This window comes from Aeromonas sp. SrichE-2G (assembly GCF_017939565.1).
Taxonomy (GTDB): Bacteria; Pseudomonadota; Gammaproteobacteria; order Enterobacterales; family Aeromonadaceae; genus Aeromonas; species Aeromonas taiwanensis.
In genome coordinates, this window is the sequence record NZ_JAGKRG010000009.1 from 43,389 (window position 1) to 60,941 (window position 17,553).

Here is a 17,553-nt window from a genome sequence, read left to right on the forward strand (position 1 = left end):
CGGAACGGAGCGCACCGATGCAGCCCGGGATCCGAACCCTTTCCTCCCAATAACAACGGAGAGCACAGATGCAGCTCGAAATTAGCCGTGAGGCCCTGTTACGTCCTCTGCAACTGGTGTCCGGTGCCCTGGGTGGCCGGCCGACCCTGCCGATCCTCGGCAACGTCCTGCTCGATGTCAGCAATGGTCTGTTGTCGCTGACCGGGACCGATCTCGAAGTGGAGATGATCGGACAGGTTTATCTCAACAGCGACAGCCAGGATGGCCGCACCACGGTGCCGGCCCGCAAGCTGCTGGACATCTGCCGCGGCCTGCCGGAAGGGGCGGAGATTCGTCTCAATACCGAGGGCGAGCGCCTCATCATCCGCTCCGGTCGCTCTCGCTTCAACCTGTCGACCCTGCCGGCGACCGAATACCCGAACATCGAGGACTGGGAGTCCGTGCTCGAGTTCGACATCAGCCAGCTGGAGCTGAAGAAGCTCATCGACGCCACCCAGTTCTCCATGGCGAGCCAGGACGTGCGTTACTACCTGAACGGCATGCTGTTCGAGAGCGAGGGCCACGGCCTGCGCACGGTTGCGACCGACGGCCATCGCCTGGCCACCTGCCGCCGCGAGGTGGTGGGGGAATCGCTGCCCGATCATCAGGTCATCCTGCCGCGCAAGGGGGTGCTGGAGCTGGTGCGCCTGCTGGAAGCGGAAGACAAGCCGGTGCGCCTGCAGATCGGTCGCAGCAACCTGCGCGCCGCCCTCGACGGCTTCATTTTCACCTCCAAGCTGGTGGATGGCCGCTTCCCGGACTGGCGTCGCGTCATCCCGAGAGGAAGCGACAAGGCCCTGATCGCCGGTCGCGAGGATCTGCGCCAGGCCTTCGCCCGCGCCGCCATCCTCTCCAACGAGAAATTCCGTGGGGTGCGTCTCAATCTGCAGGAAAACCTGCTGCGCATCACCGCCAACAACCCGGAACAGGAAGAAGCCGAAGAGCTGCTTGACGTACAATATGCCGCTGGCGAGATGGAGATCGGCTTCAACGTCTCCTATGTGCTGGACGTGTTGAATACGTTAAAATGTGACCAAATCCGGATCAGCCTGAGCGATTCCATCAGCAGCGCCATTATTGAGGATTTTGACAGCCAAGATGCCCAATACGTGGTGATGCCGATGCGGATCTAGTCGTGTCCCTGGTCAAACTCCAGCTCAGCGACTTTCGCAACATTCAGCACGCCAGTCTCGCGCTGTCGCCCGGCCTCAATATCCTGGTCGGGAGCAACGGCAGCGGCAAGACCAGCGTGCTGGAAGCCATTCATTACCTTGGTCTAGGCCGCTCGTTTCGTACTCATTTGACCGGACGGGTCATCCGCCAGGGCGAACGGGCCTTTACCCTGTTTGCCCAGTGCGAGCTGGAGGGGCGTCAGGTGCCCATCGGGCTTGCCAAGGACAAGGGGGGCGAGACCCAGCTCAAGATTGCCGGCGCCCAGGCCCAGCGCCTGGCCGATCTGGCCGAGCTGTTGCCGGTGCAGCTGATCCACCCGGATGGTTTCAGCCTGCTGACCGGTGGGCCCCAGGCACGCCGGGCCTGGCTGGATTGGGGGGTCTTTCATCAGGAATCGACCTTCTTTTCCCTCTGGGGGCGAGTGCGGCGGCTGCTGAAGCAGCGCAATGCCCTGCTGCGCCAGAGCACACAGTATCGCCAGCTGGCGTACTGGGATCAGGAGCTTGTACGTCTGGGTGGTGAGCTGGCCGGCTTTCGCGCCAGTTATTGTCAGGCCATTACCCCCCTGATCAAGGAGATGACGGCAGATTTCCTGCCGGAATTCGACATCAGTCTTGGATTCTATCGAGGCTGGGAAAAAGACACGCCTCTCAATGAGTTGCTGGAGGCGGGGTTCGAACGGGATCGTGCCATGGGGTACACTGGGGTCGGTCCGCAGAAGGCGGACGTGCGGCTCAAGGCAAACGGCGTTCCCGCTCAGGATATTTTGTCCAGGGGTCAGTTGAAGTTGCTGGTCTGCGCCATGCGACTGGCCCAAGGGCTCTATTTGAATCAACATAGCAGCCGCGGCTGTATTTTTTTAATTGATGATTTTGCCTCTGAACTGGATGTCGACAAGCGTCGTCTGCTGGCTGCAAGGCTGAAGCAGTGTGCGTCTCAGGTGTTCATTACCGCCATCGATACCGGCCAGCTCGCAGACATGATGGATGCGAGTGACTGCAAGTTGTTCCACGTGGAACAAGGCAAGATCTCCGAAACGTTAGAGAAGGCAGAGAGTAAGCTATGAGTGAAAATACTTACGACTCCTCGAATATCAAGGTGCTGAAGGGCCTGGATGCGGTCCGCAAGCGCCCGGGGATGTACATCGGCGATACGGACGATGGATCGGGTCTGCACCACATGGTGTTCGAGGTCGTCGACAACTCCATTGACGAGGCGCTCGCTGGCTACTGCTCCGATATCCAGGTCAAGATCCACTCCGACGGCTCCGTCTCCGTGCGCGACAACGGTCGTGGCATTCCGGTGGACATTCACCCGGAAGAGGGCCGCTCCGCCGCTGAAGTCATCATGACGGTGCTGCACGCGGGCGGCAAGTTCGATGACAACTCCTACAAGGTGTCCGGCGGCCTGCACGGCGTGGGCGTCTCCGTGGTGAACGCGCTCTCCGACAAGCTGCTGCTGACCATCCGCCGCAACGGTCACGTCTACGAGCAGACCTATCACCTGGGCGAGCCGCAGGCGCCGCTCAAGCAGATCGGCGACAGCACCGGCACCGGGACCGAGGTGCGCTTCTGGCCGAGCCCTACCATCTTCAGCGACACCCTGTTCCACTACGAGATCCTGGCCAAGCGTCTGCGCGAGCTCTCCTTCCTCAACTCCGGCGTTTCCATCCGCCTGATGGATGAGCGTGACGGCCGTGAGGCGCACTTCTGCTACGAGGGGGGCATCAAGGCCTTCGTCGAGTACCTGAACCAGAACAAGACCCCGATCCACCCCAAGGTGTTCCATTTCACCACAGAGCAGGACGGCATCGGCGTCGAAGTCGCCATGCAGTGGAACGACGCCTATCAGGAAGGGGTCTACTGCTTCACCAACAACATCCCGCAGCGGGATGGCGGTACCCACCTGGTGGGCTTCCGTACCGCGCTGACCCGGACGCTGAACAACTACATGGACAAGGAGGACTACAGCAAGAAGGCCAAGTCCGCCGCCAGTGGTGACGACGTCCGTGAAGGTCTGATCGCCGTCATCTCCGTCAAGGTGCCGGATCCCAAGTTCTCCTCCCAGACCAAGGACAAGCTGGTCTCGTCCGAGGTGAAGACTGCCGTCGAGCAGGCGATGGGCGAGAAGCTGGCCGACTTCCTGCTGGAAAACCCGGGCGACGCCAAGATCGTGGTCAACAAGATCATCGATGCGGCACGTGCCCGCGAGGCAGCCCGTAAGGCCCGCGAACTGACCCGCCGTAAAGGCGCGCTGGACATCGCAGGTCTGCCCGGCAAGCTGGCGGATTGCCAAGAGAAAGACCCGGCCCTGTCCGAACTCTACATAGTGGAGGGTGACTCTGCGGGTGGTTCCGCCAAGCAGGGTCGCAACCGGAAGAACCAGGCCATCCTGCCGCTCAAGGGCAAGATCCTGAACGTGGAGAAGGCCCGCTTCGACAAGATGATCTCCTCCCAGGAGGTGGGCACCCTGATCACCGCCCTGGGCTGCGGCATCGGTCGCGACGAGTACAACCCGGACAAGCTGCGCTATCACAACATCATCATCATGACGGATGCGGACGTCGATGGTGCGCACATCCGTACCCTGCTGCTGACCTTCTTCTATCGTCAGATGCCGGAAATCATCGAGCGTGGCTATGTCTTCATCGCCCAGCCGCCGCTCTACAAGGTGAAGAAGGGCAAGCAGGAGCAGTACCTGAAAGACGAGGACGCGCTGCTGCAATACCAGACCGCCATGGCGCTGGACGGTGCGACCCTGCACGTCAACGAGTCTGCCCCGGCCATCGGTGGCGAGGCGCTGGAGCGTCTGGTGAACCAGCATCGTGCCGTCTCTCACCTCATCACCCGCATGTCCCGCCGTGCGCCGGAAGCCGTGCTGACCCAGCTGATCTATCAGCCTGAGTTGGACGAAACCCTGCTGGCCAGCGAGAGCGATCTGCAGGCCTGGTGCCAGAGCATGGAAGCCGTACTCAACGAGAGCAACCACGGCATCCAGTACCAGATGCAGGTACGCCGCGACGAAGAGCGCAGCCTGTTCGTGCCGCACGCCGTGGTGCGCCAGCACGGGGTCGACCGTGAATACCCGCTCAGCTACGACTTCCTGCAATCCGGCGAGTACCGTCAACTGGTCTCCCTGGGCAAGGAGATTGCCAACCTGATCGAGGAAGGCGGTTACATCAAGCGTGGCGAGAAGGTCAAACCGGTCGCGAACTTCGTGGAAGCGGTCGAGTGGCTGATGGGGGAAGGCAAGCGTGGCATCTACATCCAGCGCTATAAAGGGCTGGGCGAGATGAACCCGGACCAGCTGTGGGAAACAACCATGGATCCGGAAGCCCGCCGCATGCTGCGCGTCACCATCGACGATGCCGTCGGTGCCGACCAACTCTTCTCCACCCTGATGGGGGACGCCGTAGAGCCCCGTCGCGACTTTATCGAGACCAACGCCCTGCGCGTGGCCAACCTGGACGTCTAATTCGATACGGTTAGTGCGATAAAAAAAAGCCGCTCCTTGTGAGCGGCTTTTTGTTCTTGGCATCTTGAGCTACATCCACTCGTTCCACGTGGAACATGGACTCCGCTTATCCCATTCGGTTGCAGGATTGGAGGAACGGCTGTAGCAATGGTGAGAAAACAGCCTGCAACGGACAACAAGAAGATTTTTCGATCAAGGGTCTTGAAAGCCGAGAGCGGGCCCCTATATAGGTAACAAGGCCGGAACGCTCGGCAGAGGTTTCGACCAGGCGCCCGTCCATCAGGAGGGCAAACAATTCGTTATCGCTCAAAAGAGGATAATACTATGCGTTCTATCGACTTCTCTCCGCTCTATCGTTCTGCCATCGGTTTCGATCGTCTGGCCACTCTCATCGAATCTGCGGCCAGCAATGGCAATGCCGGTTATCCCCCCTACAACATCGAGCAGCTGGGTGACAGCGACTACCGCATCAGCATGGCGGTGGCGGGCTTTACCCAGGAAGAGCTGGAGCTGAGCTTCCAGGAGAATCTGCTGACGGTGAAGGGCAACAAACAGGCCGACACCGAGCGCAACTACCTCTATCAAGGCATAGCCGAACGCGGCTTCGAGCGTCGCTTCCAGCTGGCCGACTATGTGCGGGTGAAGGGCGCCGACCTGAAAAACGGTCTGCTGCACATCGACCTGGTGCGCGAAGTGCCCGAGGCGATGAAGCCCCGCAAGATCGAAATCAACGGCTGACAGCCTGACCTCGTTGCATTGTTGATGTTTCCCGGGTGCCGATTGACGGGCCCGTGGAGAGTAAACCCTGTTGCTTTATAGAAGGATAGGATCATGCGTAACCTCGATTTTTCTCATCTCTATTCCAATGCCGTCGGCTTCGAGCGGATGGCCCGTGAGCTGGAAGGCCTGTTCGATCAGAAGACCTCGGCTTACCCCCCGTACAACATCGAAAAACGCGATCATGACAGCTACCTCATCACGGTTGCCGTGGCTGGTTTCGATCGCAATGAGCTGGAGCTGGAGACCGAAAACGGCACCCTCAAGGTGAAGGGGCGCAAGGTCGCCTCCATGGGCGAGCGCCAGTTCCTTCATCAGGGGATCGCCGAGCGGGACTTCGAGCTCGCCTTCAAGCTGAGCCAGCACGTGGAAGTGCAGGGGGCCAAACTGGAGCACGGTCTGCTGACCATAGAGCTGGCCCGGGAGCTGCCGGAGGCGCTCAAGCCCCGCGCCATCCCCATCGGCAAACCCGAGCAACTGGCGCTGCCCGGCTAAACAGTATCACTGACCACCCGATAGAAGAGAGGCCTGCATTTGCAGGCCTCTCTGTTTTTGTACGCCTGACTGGCTTAGCCGGCGTAGAGGGCGTTGATCTCGTCGGCCAGGATGGCGATGCCGCGGCGCACCAGCTCCTCGCTCTGGGAGTAGTTGAGGCGGATGCACTCCCGGCTGTGACGCCACTCGGGATCGTCGATGCCGGGGAAGAAGTAGTGGCCAGGCACGATCAGCAGGTTTTTCGCCTTCAGTCGCTCATACAGCTCCTGGCAGTGGATCGGCAGGTCTTCGAACCAGAGCCAGAGGAAGAGGGCGCCTTCCGGCTTGTGGATGTGGAAGCGGGGATCGGGGATGGCATCCCGCAACAGCTGCACCGCGAAGGTGGCTTTCTGCTGGTAGAAGGGTTTCACCACCTGTTCGCTCAGGGTGATGATGTCACCGCTCTCGATCATCGGAATGGTGATGGCGGGGCCCAGGCTACCGGGTGCCAGGTTGATGATGCCGCTCAGATTGGTGATGGCCCGGATGATCTTCTCGTCGGCGATGACGATGCCGCAGCGGGTGCCAGGCAACCCCAGCTTGGAGAGGCTCATGCAGAGGATGGTGTTGGCATTCCAGAACGGCTTGGCCTCGCTGAAGATAATGCCGGGGAAGGGCACGCCATAGGCGTTGTCGATGAGCAGCGGGATCCCCTTGTCGCGGGCGATCTGATCGAGGTGCTCGATCTCCTCGTCGGTCAGCACGTTGCCGGTGGGGTTGGTCGGACGGGAGACGCAGATCACCCCGATGTCATCGCCTACCTGCAGGCTCTCGAAGTCCACGTGATATTTGAACTGGCCGTCTGGCAGCTTCTCGATGGTGGGTTTGTAGGCCACGAAGTGATCGTCCGAGAGGGCCGAGTCGGCATAGCCGATGTATTCGGGGGCCAGCGGGAACAGCACCTTCTTCTTGCGGCCGTCGGCGAACTCACCGGCCAGCAGGTTGAACAGATAGAAGAAAGCGTTCTGGCTGCCGTTGGTCAGGGCAATGTTGCGGGCCGAGATCTCCCAACCCAGCTCCTTGCTGAGCAGCCCGGCCAGCGCTCTGGTAAACCTGTCCTTGCCTTGCGGGCCGTCGTAGTTGGCCATGGCCTTGATTAGTTCGCCGTTGTCCAGCAGGGTCTTTGCCTCGGTCTGGAAGCGCTCAAGCATGGCGGGGATGGGAGCAGGGTTGCCGCCTCCCAGCATGATGGCGTCGGGGTTGAGCAGTCCCTGATTGAGGTCGTCCATGAGTTGGGTAATACCGGCGTGGCGAGTGAACTTCTCGCCGAACAAGGAGAATTCCATTCGGTGGCAAATCCAGAGTCAGTTGTTAGGGGGGAGCTAGCACCATAGCTCACTTCAAAAGCGGGTGTCGATCAAAAAAATGGAGCGTTCCACGTGAAACAGGGGTTGTTCCCTGGGTGTGGTAAAAACAACCATCTGTTGGTTTTAAAATAACCAATAGACACGATCTGAGTGTCATCAATAGCATAAAAAAATACTTATATCATTAAAATCATCAACTTATAAATCTGGCACATCTATTGGATTAGTTATCTGGTCATCTCAACCACACCGGAGCACACCAGATGAAAATCCTGATCGCAACCTTGATTGCCAGCAGCCTGAGCCTGAACGTCATGGCCGACGAATACCCCAGACCCGAACTGGACAGCGTCAAGCTGGAGCAGGAAATATTGGCCCAGCAGCTGCAGGCCTCCCATGCCGTGGTGGCGGAAGCCATTCACAATCTCAAGCCGCTGGCGCTGGAGACCCTGGTGGTGGAGGCGAGCTCGGCCGATGCGACTCACCCCGAGAGTTGAGATAGCGCAAGGGGGTCTGCCCCGTATGTTGCCTGAAGAAGGCGATGAAGGCGCTGTCGCTGGCGAACTCCAGCGCAGCCGCCACCCGGCTGATGGGCTCGGCTTCTGCCAGCAGCTCCAGAGCCCGCAGCAGTCGCCACTGCTGACGCCAGGCCTGGTAGCTCATGCCGGTCTCCCGCATGAAGATGCGGCCTATGGTCTTGTCACTGGCCCCCACCCGTTCGGCCAGCCGGTTGAGCCGATCGGGCAGGGTGCCACCCTGTTTCACCTCCTGCAGCCAGACGGCCAGACGAACGTCTGACGGCAGCGGCAACAGCCAGGATTCCCGCGGCGCTTGCGCCAGCTCCTCTTTCAATAATGCCAGCGTGCAGGTCTGCTCTGCCTCCGGCTTGTCCCACGGCCAGAGCGCCATCCGTTCGATGATCTCCCGCAGCAGCGGGTTGACCGCCAGCACCGCCATCTCGGCCGGCAAGCCGGGCTCGGGTCTGAAATAGAGGGAGCGATAGGCCACCACCCCGCGCATCAGCACCCGATGGGGCAGACCCGCCGGCAACCAGGCCGCCCGCGTCGGCGGGAGCAGGCAGACCTGATCGTCCAGCTCTATGGTCATGCAGCCGGCCTGGGCGAACAGCAGCTGATGGCGCCTGTGCTGGTGGCGGCCGGAGTCGTGCCAGCCGAGGGCGGCGGCGATCCCGATGGCACTGCCGTCGTGCTGGTCCGGATCAAAAGGGTGATCGGGAAGAATAAAGGCCATGTGTCCGATTCTTGATGTTTATAGTATTGCTTATTGTAATCGGACAATCGGCGTCGCTCTAGAATGACGGCCTCTAGTGAAGGAGGTTTGTCATGAACAACAAGTTGCCACCGCTCTGGCTGGTGGTCGGACTGATGATGTTTCCCCAGATAGTGGAGACCATCTACAGCCCGGTACTGACCCATATCGCCAGCCAGTTTCGGGTGAGCGAAGGGCAGGCGTCCCAGACCCTGTCGGTCTATTTTCTGGCGTTTGCGGCGGGCGTGGTCTGCTGGGGCCGGTTGTGCGATCTCATCGGTCGGCGCCCAGCCATGCTGGCGGGGTTGCTGACCTATGGCGCCGGCACCCTGCTGGCGTTGCTGGCCACCCAGTTTGAAACCCTGCTGCTGGCCCGGGTCATTGCTGCCTTCGGTGCCGCCGTGGGCTCAGTAGTGACCCAGACCATGCTGCGCGACAGCTATCAGGGCAGCGATCTGGCGCGGGTCTTTTCGGTGATGGGCATAGCGCTCTCCGTCAGCCCTGTGCTGGGGTTGGTGAGCGGCGGCCTGCTGGCCGATGGTTTTGGTTATCTCGGGGTATTTGGCGCCCTGCTGGCGCTGGCAATCGGCTTGTTGTTGATGGCCTGCCGGCAGTTGCCGGAAACCCGGCCGATCACCACCCAGCGAGTGGCACTCTGGCCACTGGCATGCCGGATGGTGCGTGATACCGGTTTGTGGCGCAGCGCCGCTCTGGTGGCGCTGTTCAACACCATGCTGTTCGGCTACTACAGTCTGGCGCCCTTTCTGTTTGCCGGGCTGGGGTTGAGCGCGGGTGAGTTTGGTTACTCCGGTATCGTGCTGGCACTGGCGACCCTGGGGGGCAGTTTGCTCAACAAGCGTCTGTTGGGGCTTGGCTGGTCGCCTGCCTCCCTGATCCGGCTCGCCGCCGTGTTGGCGCTGGGCTCGGGTTGGCTGGTGTGGGCGAGTCAGGCGTCGCTCTGGTTTCTGCTGCCCATGACGGGAGTGGTAGTGGCATTCGGGCTGGCCATCCCCAATGTGCTGAGTCAGGCGCTGCTGGCCTATCGGGAGGTGGCGGGCAGTGCCGGCGCCCTGTTCGGGCTCGGTTACTACCTGTTGCTCAGCCTGGGGTTGGCGGTTGCTGCCAGCTTGCAGGATCTCGGTCTGCTGCTCGGTGGCTGCGGTCTGTTGGCCCTGTGTTGTTGCTGGCGACGTTCCACGTGAAACATCAGCTGCCGATAAAGCGGTAGCCGATGCCGGATTCGGTCTCGATAAGGGCGGGGTCTTGAGGGTTATCCCCCAGCTTCTTGCGCAGGCTGGCGATGACGATGCGCAGGTAGTGGGTGTCCTCCTTGTGGCTCGGCCCCCAGATGTCGTTGAGCAGCTGGGTCTGCAACACCAGCTTGCCGGGGTGGCACACCAGGGCCTGCAGCAGGGCGAACTCCTTGCGGGAGAGGGCCACCTCTTCCTTCCCCAGGGTGACCCTGTGGCTGCTGCTGTCCAGGGTCAGCCCGCATTGGGGGAAGTGGCGGCACTCACCGCTGCTGACCCCGGCCCGCTGGCGCAGCAGCACCCGGATACGGGCCATCATCTCGCCGACGCCGAACGGCTTGCTCATGTAGTCATTGGCTCCCGCATCCAGCAGGCGCACCTTCTCCTGCTCCGAGTCCCGCGCCGACAGCACCAGTACCGGATGCTGATGGTGCTTGCGAATGGCCTGCAACACCTGAAGGCCATCCCCATCCGGCAGACCCAGATCCAGGATCACCAGGTCGGGGTTGAGGTGGCGATACTGCGCCAGCCCCTCGTTGACGCCGACCGCCTCGCTGACCTGATGGCCTTCGGCGACCAGGCTGATCCGCAAAAAACGGCGGATGGCCGCCTCGTCGTCGATGACCAGTATGTGAGCCATTCAACCTCCAGCTCGCAGATGAAAAAGGGCGGCGACCATCAGGCCGCCGGAGCGTTGAGGGCCAGCGGCAGTGAGATGCGCATGCAGGTGCCGTTGCCGTTGGGGCCGGAAAAGGCCCAGATGCGGCCCCCGTGGACCTCTATCATAGCGCGGGAAATGGCGAGGCCAAGTCCGGTGCCGCGGCTGCCGCAATCCCCGACCGGCTGGGTGTAGAAGAGGTTGAAGATCTTGTCCCGGTCAGACTCGGCGATACCGACCCCGATGTCGATGATATCGATGATGAGGTCGGGGTCCGCCAGCATCACCTTGAACTCGATGGGGGTGCCGGCCGGCGAGTAGCGGGAGGCGTTGTCGAGGATGTTGACCAGCACCTGCTCGATCAGGGCGCCGTGCACATAGAGCCGGGGGATCTGCTGATCGAAGTGCACCAGCAGCTTGTGCTGGCGCCAGGAGGAGTCGAGCCGGCGGCGGGCATTCTCCACCAGATCCGCCAGCTCGACCCAGTCCCGTTTCAGCTGGAAGTCGGGTGAGCCGATGCGGGTCATGTCCAGCAGGTTCTGCACATAGCTGTGCAGGCGGCGCGCCTCCTCCTGCACCGAGTGGAGCAACTCGTCGCGGTCCTCCGCACTTATCCGGTCGCCATATTCCTGCAGGGTGCTGCCGGCGCCCATGATGGTGGCGAGCGGCGTCTTCAAATCGTGGGAAACAGAAGATAGCAGGGCGGCGCGCATCCGGTCGGTCTCTGCCTGCAGCTGGCTGTCGGCCAGCCGCTCGTTGAGGTCGATCCGTGCCAGGGCGGCGCGGATGTCGGTGAGCAGCGCCTGCAGCTGATGTTCGGCCGAGGAGGCGAGCGGATTGGCCAGCAGTATGCCCAGCACCAGATCATCGCTGAGGTGATGGTACTGGGCCTCGGCCGCGTTGAGGGTAGCAGTGTGGGCCCCGGCGCTCTGCTTCTGGGCCAGACACCAGTCGATGGCTGCCTTGTCGGTCTGTCCCGGTTTGTGCTCGGTCGAGCCCGCCCAGTACTGGTAGTGGTGGTCGAGGGCGAACACCGGCTGGCCCAGCGCCAGCGAGATGGCCTGGCAACCTTGCCTGAGCACCTCGACCGGACTGCTGGCGGTGGCCAGCCCCTGGCTCAGGGAGAGCAGGGCGTTGCCCAGCTGCTGGGTCTCGCGCAGGCCGACCAGCTGCTGGCGCTGACGGGAGGCGAGCCGTCCGGCCGTGATGCCGACGATGAGCAGCACGAAGAGGGTGAGCAGGTCGCTGTGGCTGGCCACGCTCAACGAGAAATAGGGGACGGTGAACAACAGGTTGTGGCCGACGAAGCCCAGTACGGCAGCCAGGATGGCGGGCACCAGGCTGGTGGTGAGCGCGGTGGCCAGCACCCCCAGCACGAACAGCATGGGCAGGGAGGCGGGCGGCAGCCAGTGGGAGAGGCCCCAGACGGCGGCCGAGGTGGTCCCCATGATGGCCACCGCCAGCAGGCTCTGGCGAATATCCTTGGGGTGGAGCGGCTGCAACCTCGGTCCGGTTTTTTGCTGCTCCGTGTCCACCAAGGTGATCTCGAGTCCCTCAGCTTTCTTGAGCAGGTGCTGCGCCAGGGAGCGGCGCCAGGGCGCCTTGTGCGGTTTGCCCAGCAGCAGCTGCGACACCTGCTGCTGTTCGGCCGTCTCCAGCAGGGTGTCGGCCACCGCCGGGCTGGAGAGGGTCAGCACCCTGGCCCCCAGCTGGGAGGCGAGCGCCAGCGCCTGTTCCTGCTCGGCCGAACGCTGTCCCTTGCTGTCGACGTGCACCACCAGCCAGGGCAGTTGCCGACGCTGGGCGAAGCGGTGGCCGTAGCGCACCAGGGCGGCGCCGTGCTCGTCACCGAGGCAGACCATCAGCTTGCCCCGCAGCGGCAGCGTGGTCTTGCCGGCGGCCTGCCACTGCAGTTGCAGATCCCCCTCCACGTGGCTGGCGGCGGTCTGCATCGCCAGCTCCCGCAGGGCGGTCAGGTTGTTGAGGGAGAAGAAGGATTGCAGGGCGGCCTTGGCCTGGTGGGGCACATAGACCTTGCCCTCCTTGAGGCGGCCGAGCAGCTCCTTGGGAGGCAGGTCGATCAGCACCAGGCTGTCGGCCTCCAGCAGCACCTGGTCGGGCAGGGTCTCCTTGACCCTGACGCCGGTCAGCTGCCACACCAGATCGTTGAGGCTCTCCAGGTGTTGCACGTTGAGGGTGGTATAGACGTCGATACCGGCACCGAGCAGCTCCTCCACGTCCTGCCAGCGCTTCTCGTGGCGGCTGCCGGGGGCGTTGCTGTGGGCCAGCTCGTCCACCACGGCGATGGCGGGTTTGCGGGTCAGCAGGCCGTCGAGATCCATCTCCTCCAGCCGCTGCTGGCGGTGCAGGTACAGCTTGCGCGGCAGGATGGCGAGCTTGTCGAGCAGGGCCAGGGTCTCCTGGCGACCGTGGGTCTCCACCACCCCGATCAGGATGTCGACCCCCTCTCTGGCCTGTTCCCTCACCGCCTGCAGCATGGCGTAGGTCTTGCCCACACCGGGGGCGGCGCCGAGAAACACCTTCAGCTTGCCCCTGTGATCCTGCTCCAGACTGGCCAGCAGGGCATCGGCCCTCACCTCATCACGCATTCTTGTCCTTATCGAGCTGCAGATTCAGCTGGAGAATATTGACCACCTGGGGGCCAAGGATACCAGCTTGTGCCGCCGACTTGACCTGCTCCGTCAGCCGAGCGGGATCCAGTCCCCGTTGCCCGGCGACCCGGTCCACCTGAGCCAGCACCGCATCGAGGGGCAGATGGGGATCGAGGCCGGAGGCGGAGCGGGTCAGCAGGGCGGGGACCCTGGCCTCCGGCTGCGCCCTGGCCGCCGCTGCTGCAAACTCGGCCCGCAGCGGCGAGCTCATCCCCAGGTTGCTGCCACCGCCACCTATGGTGGCGAAGTCGCTGGCGGAGGGGCGGGAGTGGAAGTAGTCGGCCCGCTCGAACTTCTGGGCCAGCAGGGCGCTGCCGACCACCTGCTGCTCGTCATTGGTGAGCAGGCTGCCGTTGGCCTGCCAGGGGAAAATAAGCTGGGCCAGCCCGGTGACGGCCAGCGGATAAGCCACCCCCATCAGCAGGGTCAGGGTCAGCAGGGTTCTGATTGCTATCATGATTTTCTTGCTCCAAATGCGTTGGGTGGATGCGGGTCTGCCCCGCATCCGGTGATGCTGTTACACCAGCCCCAGGCCGGTGATAACTAGGTCGAGCAGCTTGATACCGATAAAGGGCACTATCAGACCGCCAACGCCGTAGAGCAGCAGGTTGCGGCGCAGCAGGCTGGCCGCCGTGCCCTGCAGGTTGACCCCGCGCAGGGCCAGCGGCACCAGCGCGACGATGATCAGAGCGTTGAAGATGATGGCCGACATGATGGCGCTCTCGGGGCTGCCCAGCTGCATCAGGTTCAGCGCCCCCAGCTGCGGATAGGCGGCGATGAACAGGGCCGGCAGGATGGCGAAGTACTTGGCCACGTCGTTGGCGATGGAGAAGGTGGTCAGGGCTCCACGGGTCACCAGCAGCTGCTTGCCCACCAGCACCACGTCCAGCAGCTTGGTGGGGTTGGAGTCGAGATCCACCAGGTTGCCCGCCTCCTTGGCGGCCTGGGTGCCCTCGTTCATGGCCAGCCCCACGTCGGCCTGGGCCAGTGCCGGCGCGTCGTTGGCGCCGTCCCCGCACATGGCCACCAGCCGGCCGTCGGCCTGCTCCTGGCGGATGTAGGCCAGCTTCTTCTCCGGTGTCGCTTCGGCGATGAAGTCGTCCACCCCTGCCTCGGCGGCGATGGCGGCGGCGGTTAGCGGGTTGTCGCCGGTGATCATCACGGTGCGGATCCCCATGTGGCGCAGGATCTGGAAGCGGGCCTTGATGCCCGGCTTGATGATGTCCTTGAGGAACACCACCCCCAGCAGCTTCTCGTGGGTGCAGACCAGCAGCGGTGTGCCGCCCTGGCGAGCTATGCTGTCGACCGATTTGAGAATGGGCTCGGGCACCGCCTTGCGATCGAGGGAGAGGTAGCGCAGCACGGCATCCACCGCCCCCTTGCGATAGTGATGACCGTTGCGATCCAGCCCGCTCAGCCGGGTCTCGGCGCTGAAGGGGATCAGGATGTCGCTCTCCAGCTGGCTCGGTCTGGTGTGGCTCTTGCCCGCCAGGGTCAGGATGGATTTGCCCTCCGGCGTGTTGTCACCCAGCGAGGCCAGCATGGCGGCCTGGGCCAGCAGGGCCGGATCGATACCGGGGGCCGGGATCAGTTCATCCGCCATCCGGTTGCCGAAGGTGATGGTGCCGGTCTTGTCCAGCAGCAGGGTGCGCACGTCGCCGGCGGCTTCCACCGCGCGGCCCGACTTGGCGATCACGTTGAGCTTCACCAGCCGGTCCATGCCGGCGATGCCGATGGCGGAGAGCAGACCGCCGATGGTGGTCGGGATCAGGGTGATGAACAGGGCCAGCAGGTAGAGCCGGGGCACCTGGGTGCCGTTGTAGTCGAGGAACCAGGGCAGGGTGGCCACCACCAGCAGGAAGATCAGGGTCAGTCCCACCAGCAGGGCGTCCAGCGCCATCTCGTTGGGGGTCTTCTGGCGCTTGGCCCCTTCCACCAGCGCAATCATGCGATCCAGGGTGCTTTCGCCCGGATTGTTGCTGATGCGCACCCAGATCTCGTCGGAGACGACGGTGGTGTTGCCGGTCACGCCGCTGCGATCGGTGCCCGACTCGCGGATGACGGGAGCAGATTCCCCCGTGATGGCGGCCTCGTTGACCGAGGCGATGCCGGCGACCACTTCGCCGTCGGCGGGGATCATCTCGCCGCTGCGCACCAGCACCAGATCGCCCTTGCGCAGGCTGGTGGCTGGCACCCACTCCCCCTTGTCATCCTGCGGATGGGTGACCCGGCGCGCCCTGAGCTGGCTCATGCCCGCCTTCAGGCTGTCGGCCCGCGCCTTGCCGCGCCCCTCGGCCAGGGTCTCGGCGAAGTTGGCAAACCAGAGGGTGAGCCAGAGCCAGGCGGTCAGCTGCCAGGCCAGCGAAGGGGCGACGCCGGAGACAGGCTGCCCCAGCAGGGACTCCACGCTGGCCATCACGGCCGCCAGCCAGAGGGTGAACAGGATGGGGCTGCCGAGCAGCGCCCTGGGGTTGAAGCGATAGAGGGCTTCCACCATGGCCTGCATGATCTGTGATTTCTGTTTCTTGCCCTTCACCTTGAGGGTGTCGGTGCTCATTGAAGCGGACTTGCTCATTGGAAAGCTCCCAGCATCGAATAGTTGACCACGGCGATCAGTGGGGTGTGCAGCATCAGAAGGCACCTCCCAGCAGGCTCAGGTGTTCCGCCACCGGACCCAGCGCCAGCACCGGCAGGAAGGAGAGGCCCCCCATCAGCAGTACGGTGACGATCAGCAGGGTGATGAAGAGCGGGCCGCTGACGGGGAAGTCCCCCTCGCTTCGCTCCTGGCGCGGGGCGCGGGCCAGCTGGCCGGCGATGGCCAGCACCGGAATGATGTAGCCGAAGCGGCCGAGCAGCATGGCCAGCCCGATGGCGATGCACTGCCAGTTGTCGGCGGCGGCCAGGCCGGCGAAGGCGGAGCCGTTGTTGCCGGCGGCCGAGGCGTAGGCATAGATCAGTCGGGACAGGCCGTGGGGGCCGTCGTGACCGATGACGGTGGCGGAGTCCGGCATCAGCAGAGTAATGCCGCCGATCACCAATACCCCGACCGGCATCACCAGCATGCTGGCGACCACCCACTTCATCTCGGTGATGCCGAGCCGTTTGCCCAGATAGGTCGGGGTACGCCCCACCATCAGGCCGCACAGAAACACGGTCAGCAGCACGAACAGCATCATGCCGTAGATGCCGGAGCCGACCCCGCCGAAGATGACCTCACCGAGCAGCATGTTGATCATGCCGACCATGCCGCCGAGAGGTGTGAAGCTGTCGTGCATGGCGTTGACCGCACCGTTGGAGGCGCTGGTGGTCGCCACTTCCCAGATGCTGGAGAGCAGGGGGCCGAAGCGGCTCTCCTTGCCTTCCCAGTTGCCGGCCATGCTGCTGGCGTCAGTGGTGAGCCGGGCGAGGGTGGGGTCCGGTTTCAGCTCCTGGGTGATGGAGACGAAGAGCCCGATCACCATCATCAGGGTCATGGCGACGAGGATGGCGCGGCTGTGGGCCAGGTCCTTCACGTAGCGACCCAGGGTACAGACCATGGCGGCGGCCAGCGTCAGCAGGGCGACCATCTCCAGCCAGTTGGAGAGGGCGGTCGGGTTCTCGAACGGATGGGCCGAGTTGACGCCAAAGAAGCCGCCGCCGTTGGAGCCGAGTTGCTTGATGGCGATCTGGGAGGCGGCCGGGCCGAGCGGCAACAGCTGCTCCTGGCCTTCCAGGGCGTGGAACGGCAGGTAGGCCGACAGGCTCTGGGGTACCCCCTGCCAGACCAGCAGCAGCGCCAGGATCAGTGCCATCGGCAGCAGCACGTAGAGGCAGAAGCGCACCAGATCCTGCCAGAAGTTGCCAAGGTGGGTGGTCTGCTGGCGGGCGATGCCGCGAAACAGGGCGATGGCGACGGCGGCGCCGGTGGCGGCCGAGACGAAGTTCTGGGTGGTGAGCCCCACCATCTGGCTGAAGTAGGAGAGGCTGGCCTCGCCGGAGTAGGCCTGCCAGTTGGTGTTGGTCATGAAGCTGACCGCGGTGTTGAAGGCGAGTTGCCAGTTCAGCCCGGGCAGCTGTTGCGGGTTGAGGGGGAGCAGCCCCTGCGCCAGCAGGATCAGGAACAGCAGGCCGAAGCCGGCACCGTTGAAGGCCAGCAGGCTGAGGGCGTAGGACTTCCAGTCCTGCTCGCGCCCGTCCGTGCCGCAGCAGGCCAGGGTGGCGCGCTCGACGGGAGCCAGCCAGCGACTCTTGCCCTCAAATACCCGATACAGGTAGTTGCCAAGCAGAGGCGCCGGCAGCAGCACCAGCAGTACAAACGCGACGGGATAGATGATCTCTTGCCACATATCCGGTTCCTCACTCATGGGTGCGCGCGAGGGCGCGCAGCAGATAGCCCGCGAGGGCGAGGACCAGCAGCAGAT

The 17,553-nt window shown here is 63.3% G+C and carries 14 protein-coding genes; 7 read left to right on the plus strand and 7 right to left on the minus strand.

Annotated features, from left to right (window positions below):
- Window positions 1-68: 68 nt before the first annotated feature.
- The 5 genes from dnaN (at window position 69) to J9885_RS12825 (ending at window position 5,958) form a co-directional block, all read left to right on the plus strand.
- Complete coding sequence (gene dnaN / locus J9885_RS12805; protein ID WP_043763782.1) at window positions 69-1,172, plus strand: DNA polymerase III subunit beta; 1,104 nt, start codon at window positions 69-71, stop codon at window positions 1,170-1,172.
- 2 nt (window positions 1,173-1,174) lie between these two features.
- Entirely contained in the window at window positions 1,175-2,278 is a 1,104-nt protein-coding gene (gene recF / locus J9885_RS12810; RefSeq protein WP_210549680.1) for a DNA replication/repair protein RecF, read from the plus strand.
- On the plus strand, window positions 2,275-4,686 hold the full coding sequence (gene gyrB / locus J9885_RS12815) for a DNA topoisomerase (ATP-hydrolyzing) subunit B (protein ID WP_210549681.1): 2,412 nt from the start codon (window positions 2,275-2,277) through the stop codon (window positions 4,684-4,686). Before recF ends, gyrB begins: the two co-directional genes overlap by 4 nt.
- Window positions 4,687-5,010: 324 nt before the next feature.
- The gene (locus J9885_RS12820; RefSeq protein WP_043808971.1) at window positions 5,011-5,424 is read left to right on the plus strand and encodes an Hsp20 family protein; all 414 of its coding nucleotides are present in this window, start codon (window positions 5,011-5,013) and stop codon (window positions 5,422-5,424) included.
- Window positions 5,425-5,517: 93 nt separating this feature from the next.
- A complete protein-coding gene (locus tag J9885_RS12825) occupies window positions 5,518-5,958 on the plus strand; it encodes an Hsp20 family protein (protein ID WP_042027063.1) in 441 nt (146 codons plus the stop codon).
- A 74-nt stretch (window positions 5,959-6,032) separates the two neighbouring features.
- On the opposite strand, the gene J9885_RS12830 is transcribed toward J9885_RS12825, so the two are convergent.
- Window positions 6,033-7,283 carry a valine--pyruvate transaminase gene (locus J9885_RS12830; RefSeq protein WP_210549682.1) on the minus strand — a complete coding sequence of 417 codons (1,251 nt, stop codon included), beginning with the start codon at window positions 7,281-7,283 and terminating at the stop codon, window positions 6,033-6,035.
- A gap of 284 nt (window positions 7,284-7,567) precedes the next feature.
- On the opposite strand from J9885_RS12830, the gene J9885_RS12835 reads away from it, so the two are divergent.
- Window positions 7,568-7,801 carry a hypothetical protein gene (locus tag J9885_RS12835; RefSeq protein WP_210549683.1) on the plus strand — a complete coding sequence of 78 codons (234 nt, stop codon included), beginning with the start codon at window positions 7,568-7,570 and terminating at the stop codon, window positions 7,799-7,801.
- Here the strand turns inward: J9885_RS12835 and J9885_RS12840 are convergent.
- Window positions 7,731-8,555, minus strand: a complete 825-nt coding sequence (locus J9885_RS12840; protein ID WP_210549684.1) for a helix-turn-helix transcriptional regulator — start codon at window positions 8,553-8,555, stop codon at window positions 7,731-7,733. The two genes, J9885_RS12835 and J9885_RS12840, sit on opposite strands and share 71 nt — an antisense overlap.
- Before the next feature lie 92 nt (window positions 8,556-8,647).
- Here J9885_RS12840 and J9885_RS12845 point away from each other — a divergent pair, with 92 nt between their 5' ends.
- The gene (locus J9885_RS12845) at window positions 8,648-9,775 is read left to right on the plus strand and encodes a multidrug effflux MFS transporter (RefSeq protein ID WP_210549685.1); all 1,128 of its coding nucleotides are present in this window, start codon (window positions 8,648-8,650) and stop codon (window positions 9,773-9,775) included.
- Window positions 9,776-9,779: 4 nt separating this feature from the next.
- On the opposite strand, the gene J9885_RS12850 is transcribed toward J9885_RS12845, so the two are convergent.
- The 5 genes from J9885_RS12850 to kdpA are packed head-to-tail and all read right to left on the minus strand — an operon-like array spanning window position 9,780 to window position 17,478.
- A complete protein-coding gene (locus tag J9885_RS12850; RefSeq protein ID WP_210549686.1) occupies window positions 9,780-10,463 on the minus strand; it encodes a response regulator in 684 nt (227 codons plus the stop codon).
- Between the two features lie 38 nt (window positions 10,464-10,501).
- Complete coding sequence (locus tag J9885_RS12855; protein ID WP_210549687.1) at window positions 10,502-13,090, minus strand: sensor histidine kinase KdpD; 2,589 nt, start codon at window positions 13,088-13,090, stop codon at window positions 10,502-10,504.
- Entirely contained in the window at window positions 13,083-13,610 is a 528-nt protein-coding gene (locus tag J9885_RS12860) for a potassium-transporting ATPase subunit C (RefSeq protein WP_210549688.1), read from the minus strand. Before J9885_RS12860 ends, J9885_RS12855 begins: the two co-directional genes overlap by 8 nt.
- A gap of 60 nt (window positions 13,611-13,670) precedes the next feature.
- On the minus strand, window positions 13,671-15,728 hold the full coding sequence (gene kdpB, locus J9885_RS12865; protein ID WP_210549689.1) for a potassium-transporting ATPase subunit KdpB: 2,058 nt from the start codon (window positions 15,726-15,728) through the stop codon (window positions 13,671-13,673).
- 55 nt (window positions 15,729-15,783) lie between these two features.
- The gene (kdpA, locus tag J9885_RS12870; RefSeq protein ID WP_210549690.1) at window positions 15,784-17,478 is read right to left on the minus strand and encodes a potassium-transporting ATPase subunit KdpA; all 1,695 of its coding nucleotides are present in this window, start codon (window positions 17,476-17,478) and stop codon (window positions 15,784-15,786) included.
- Window positions 17,479-17,553 lie beyond the last annotated feature (75 nt).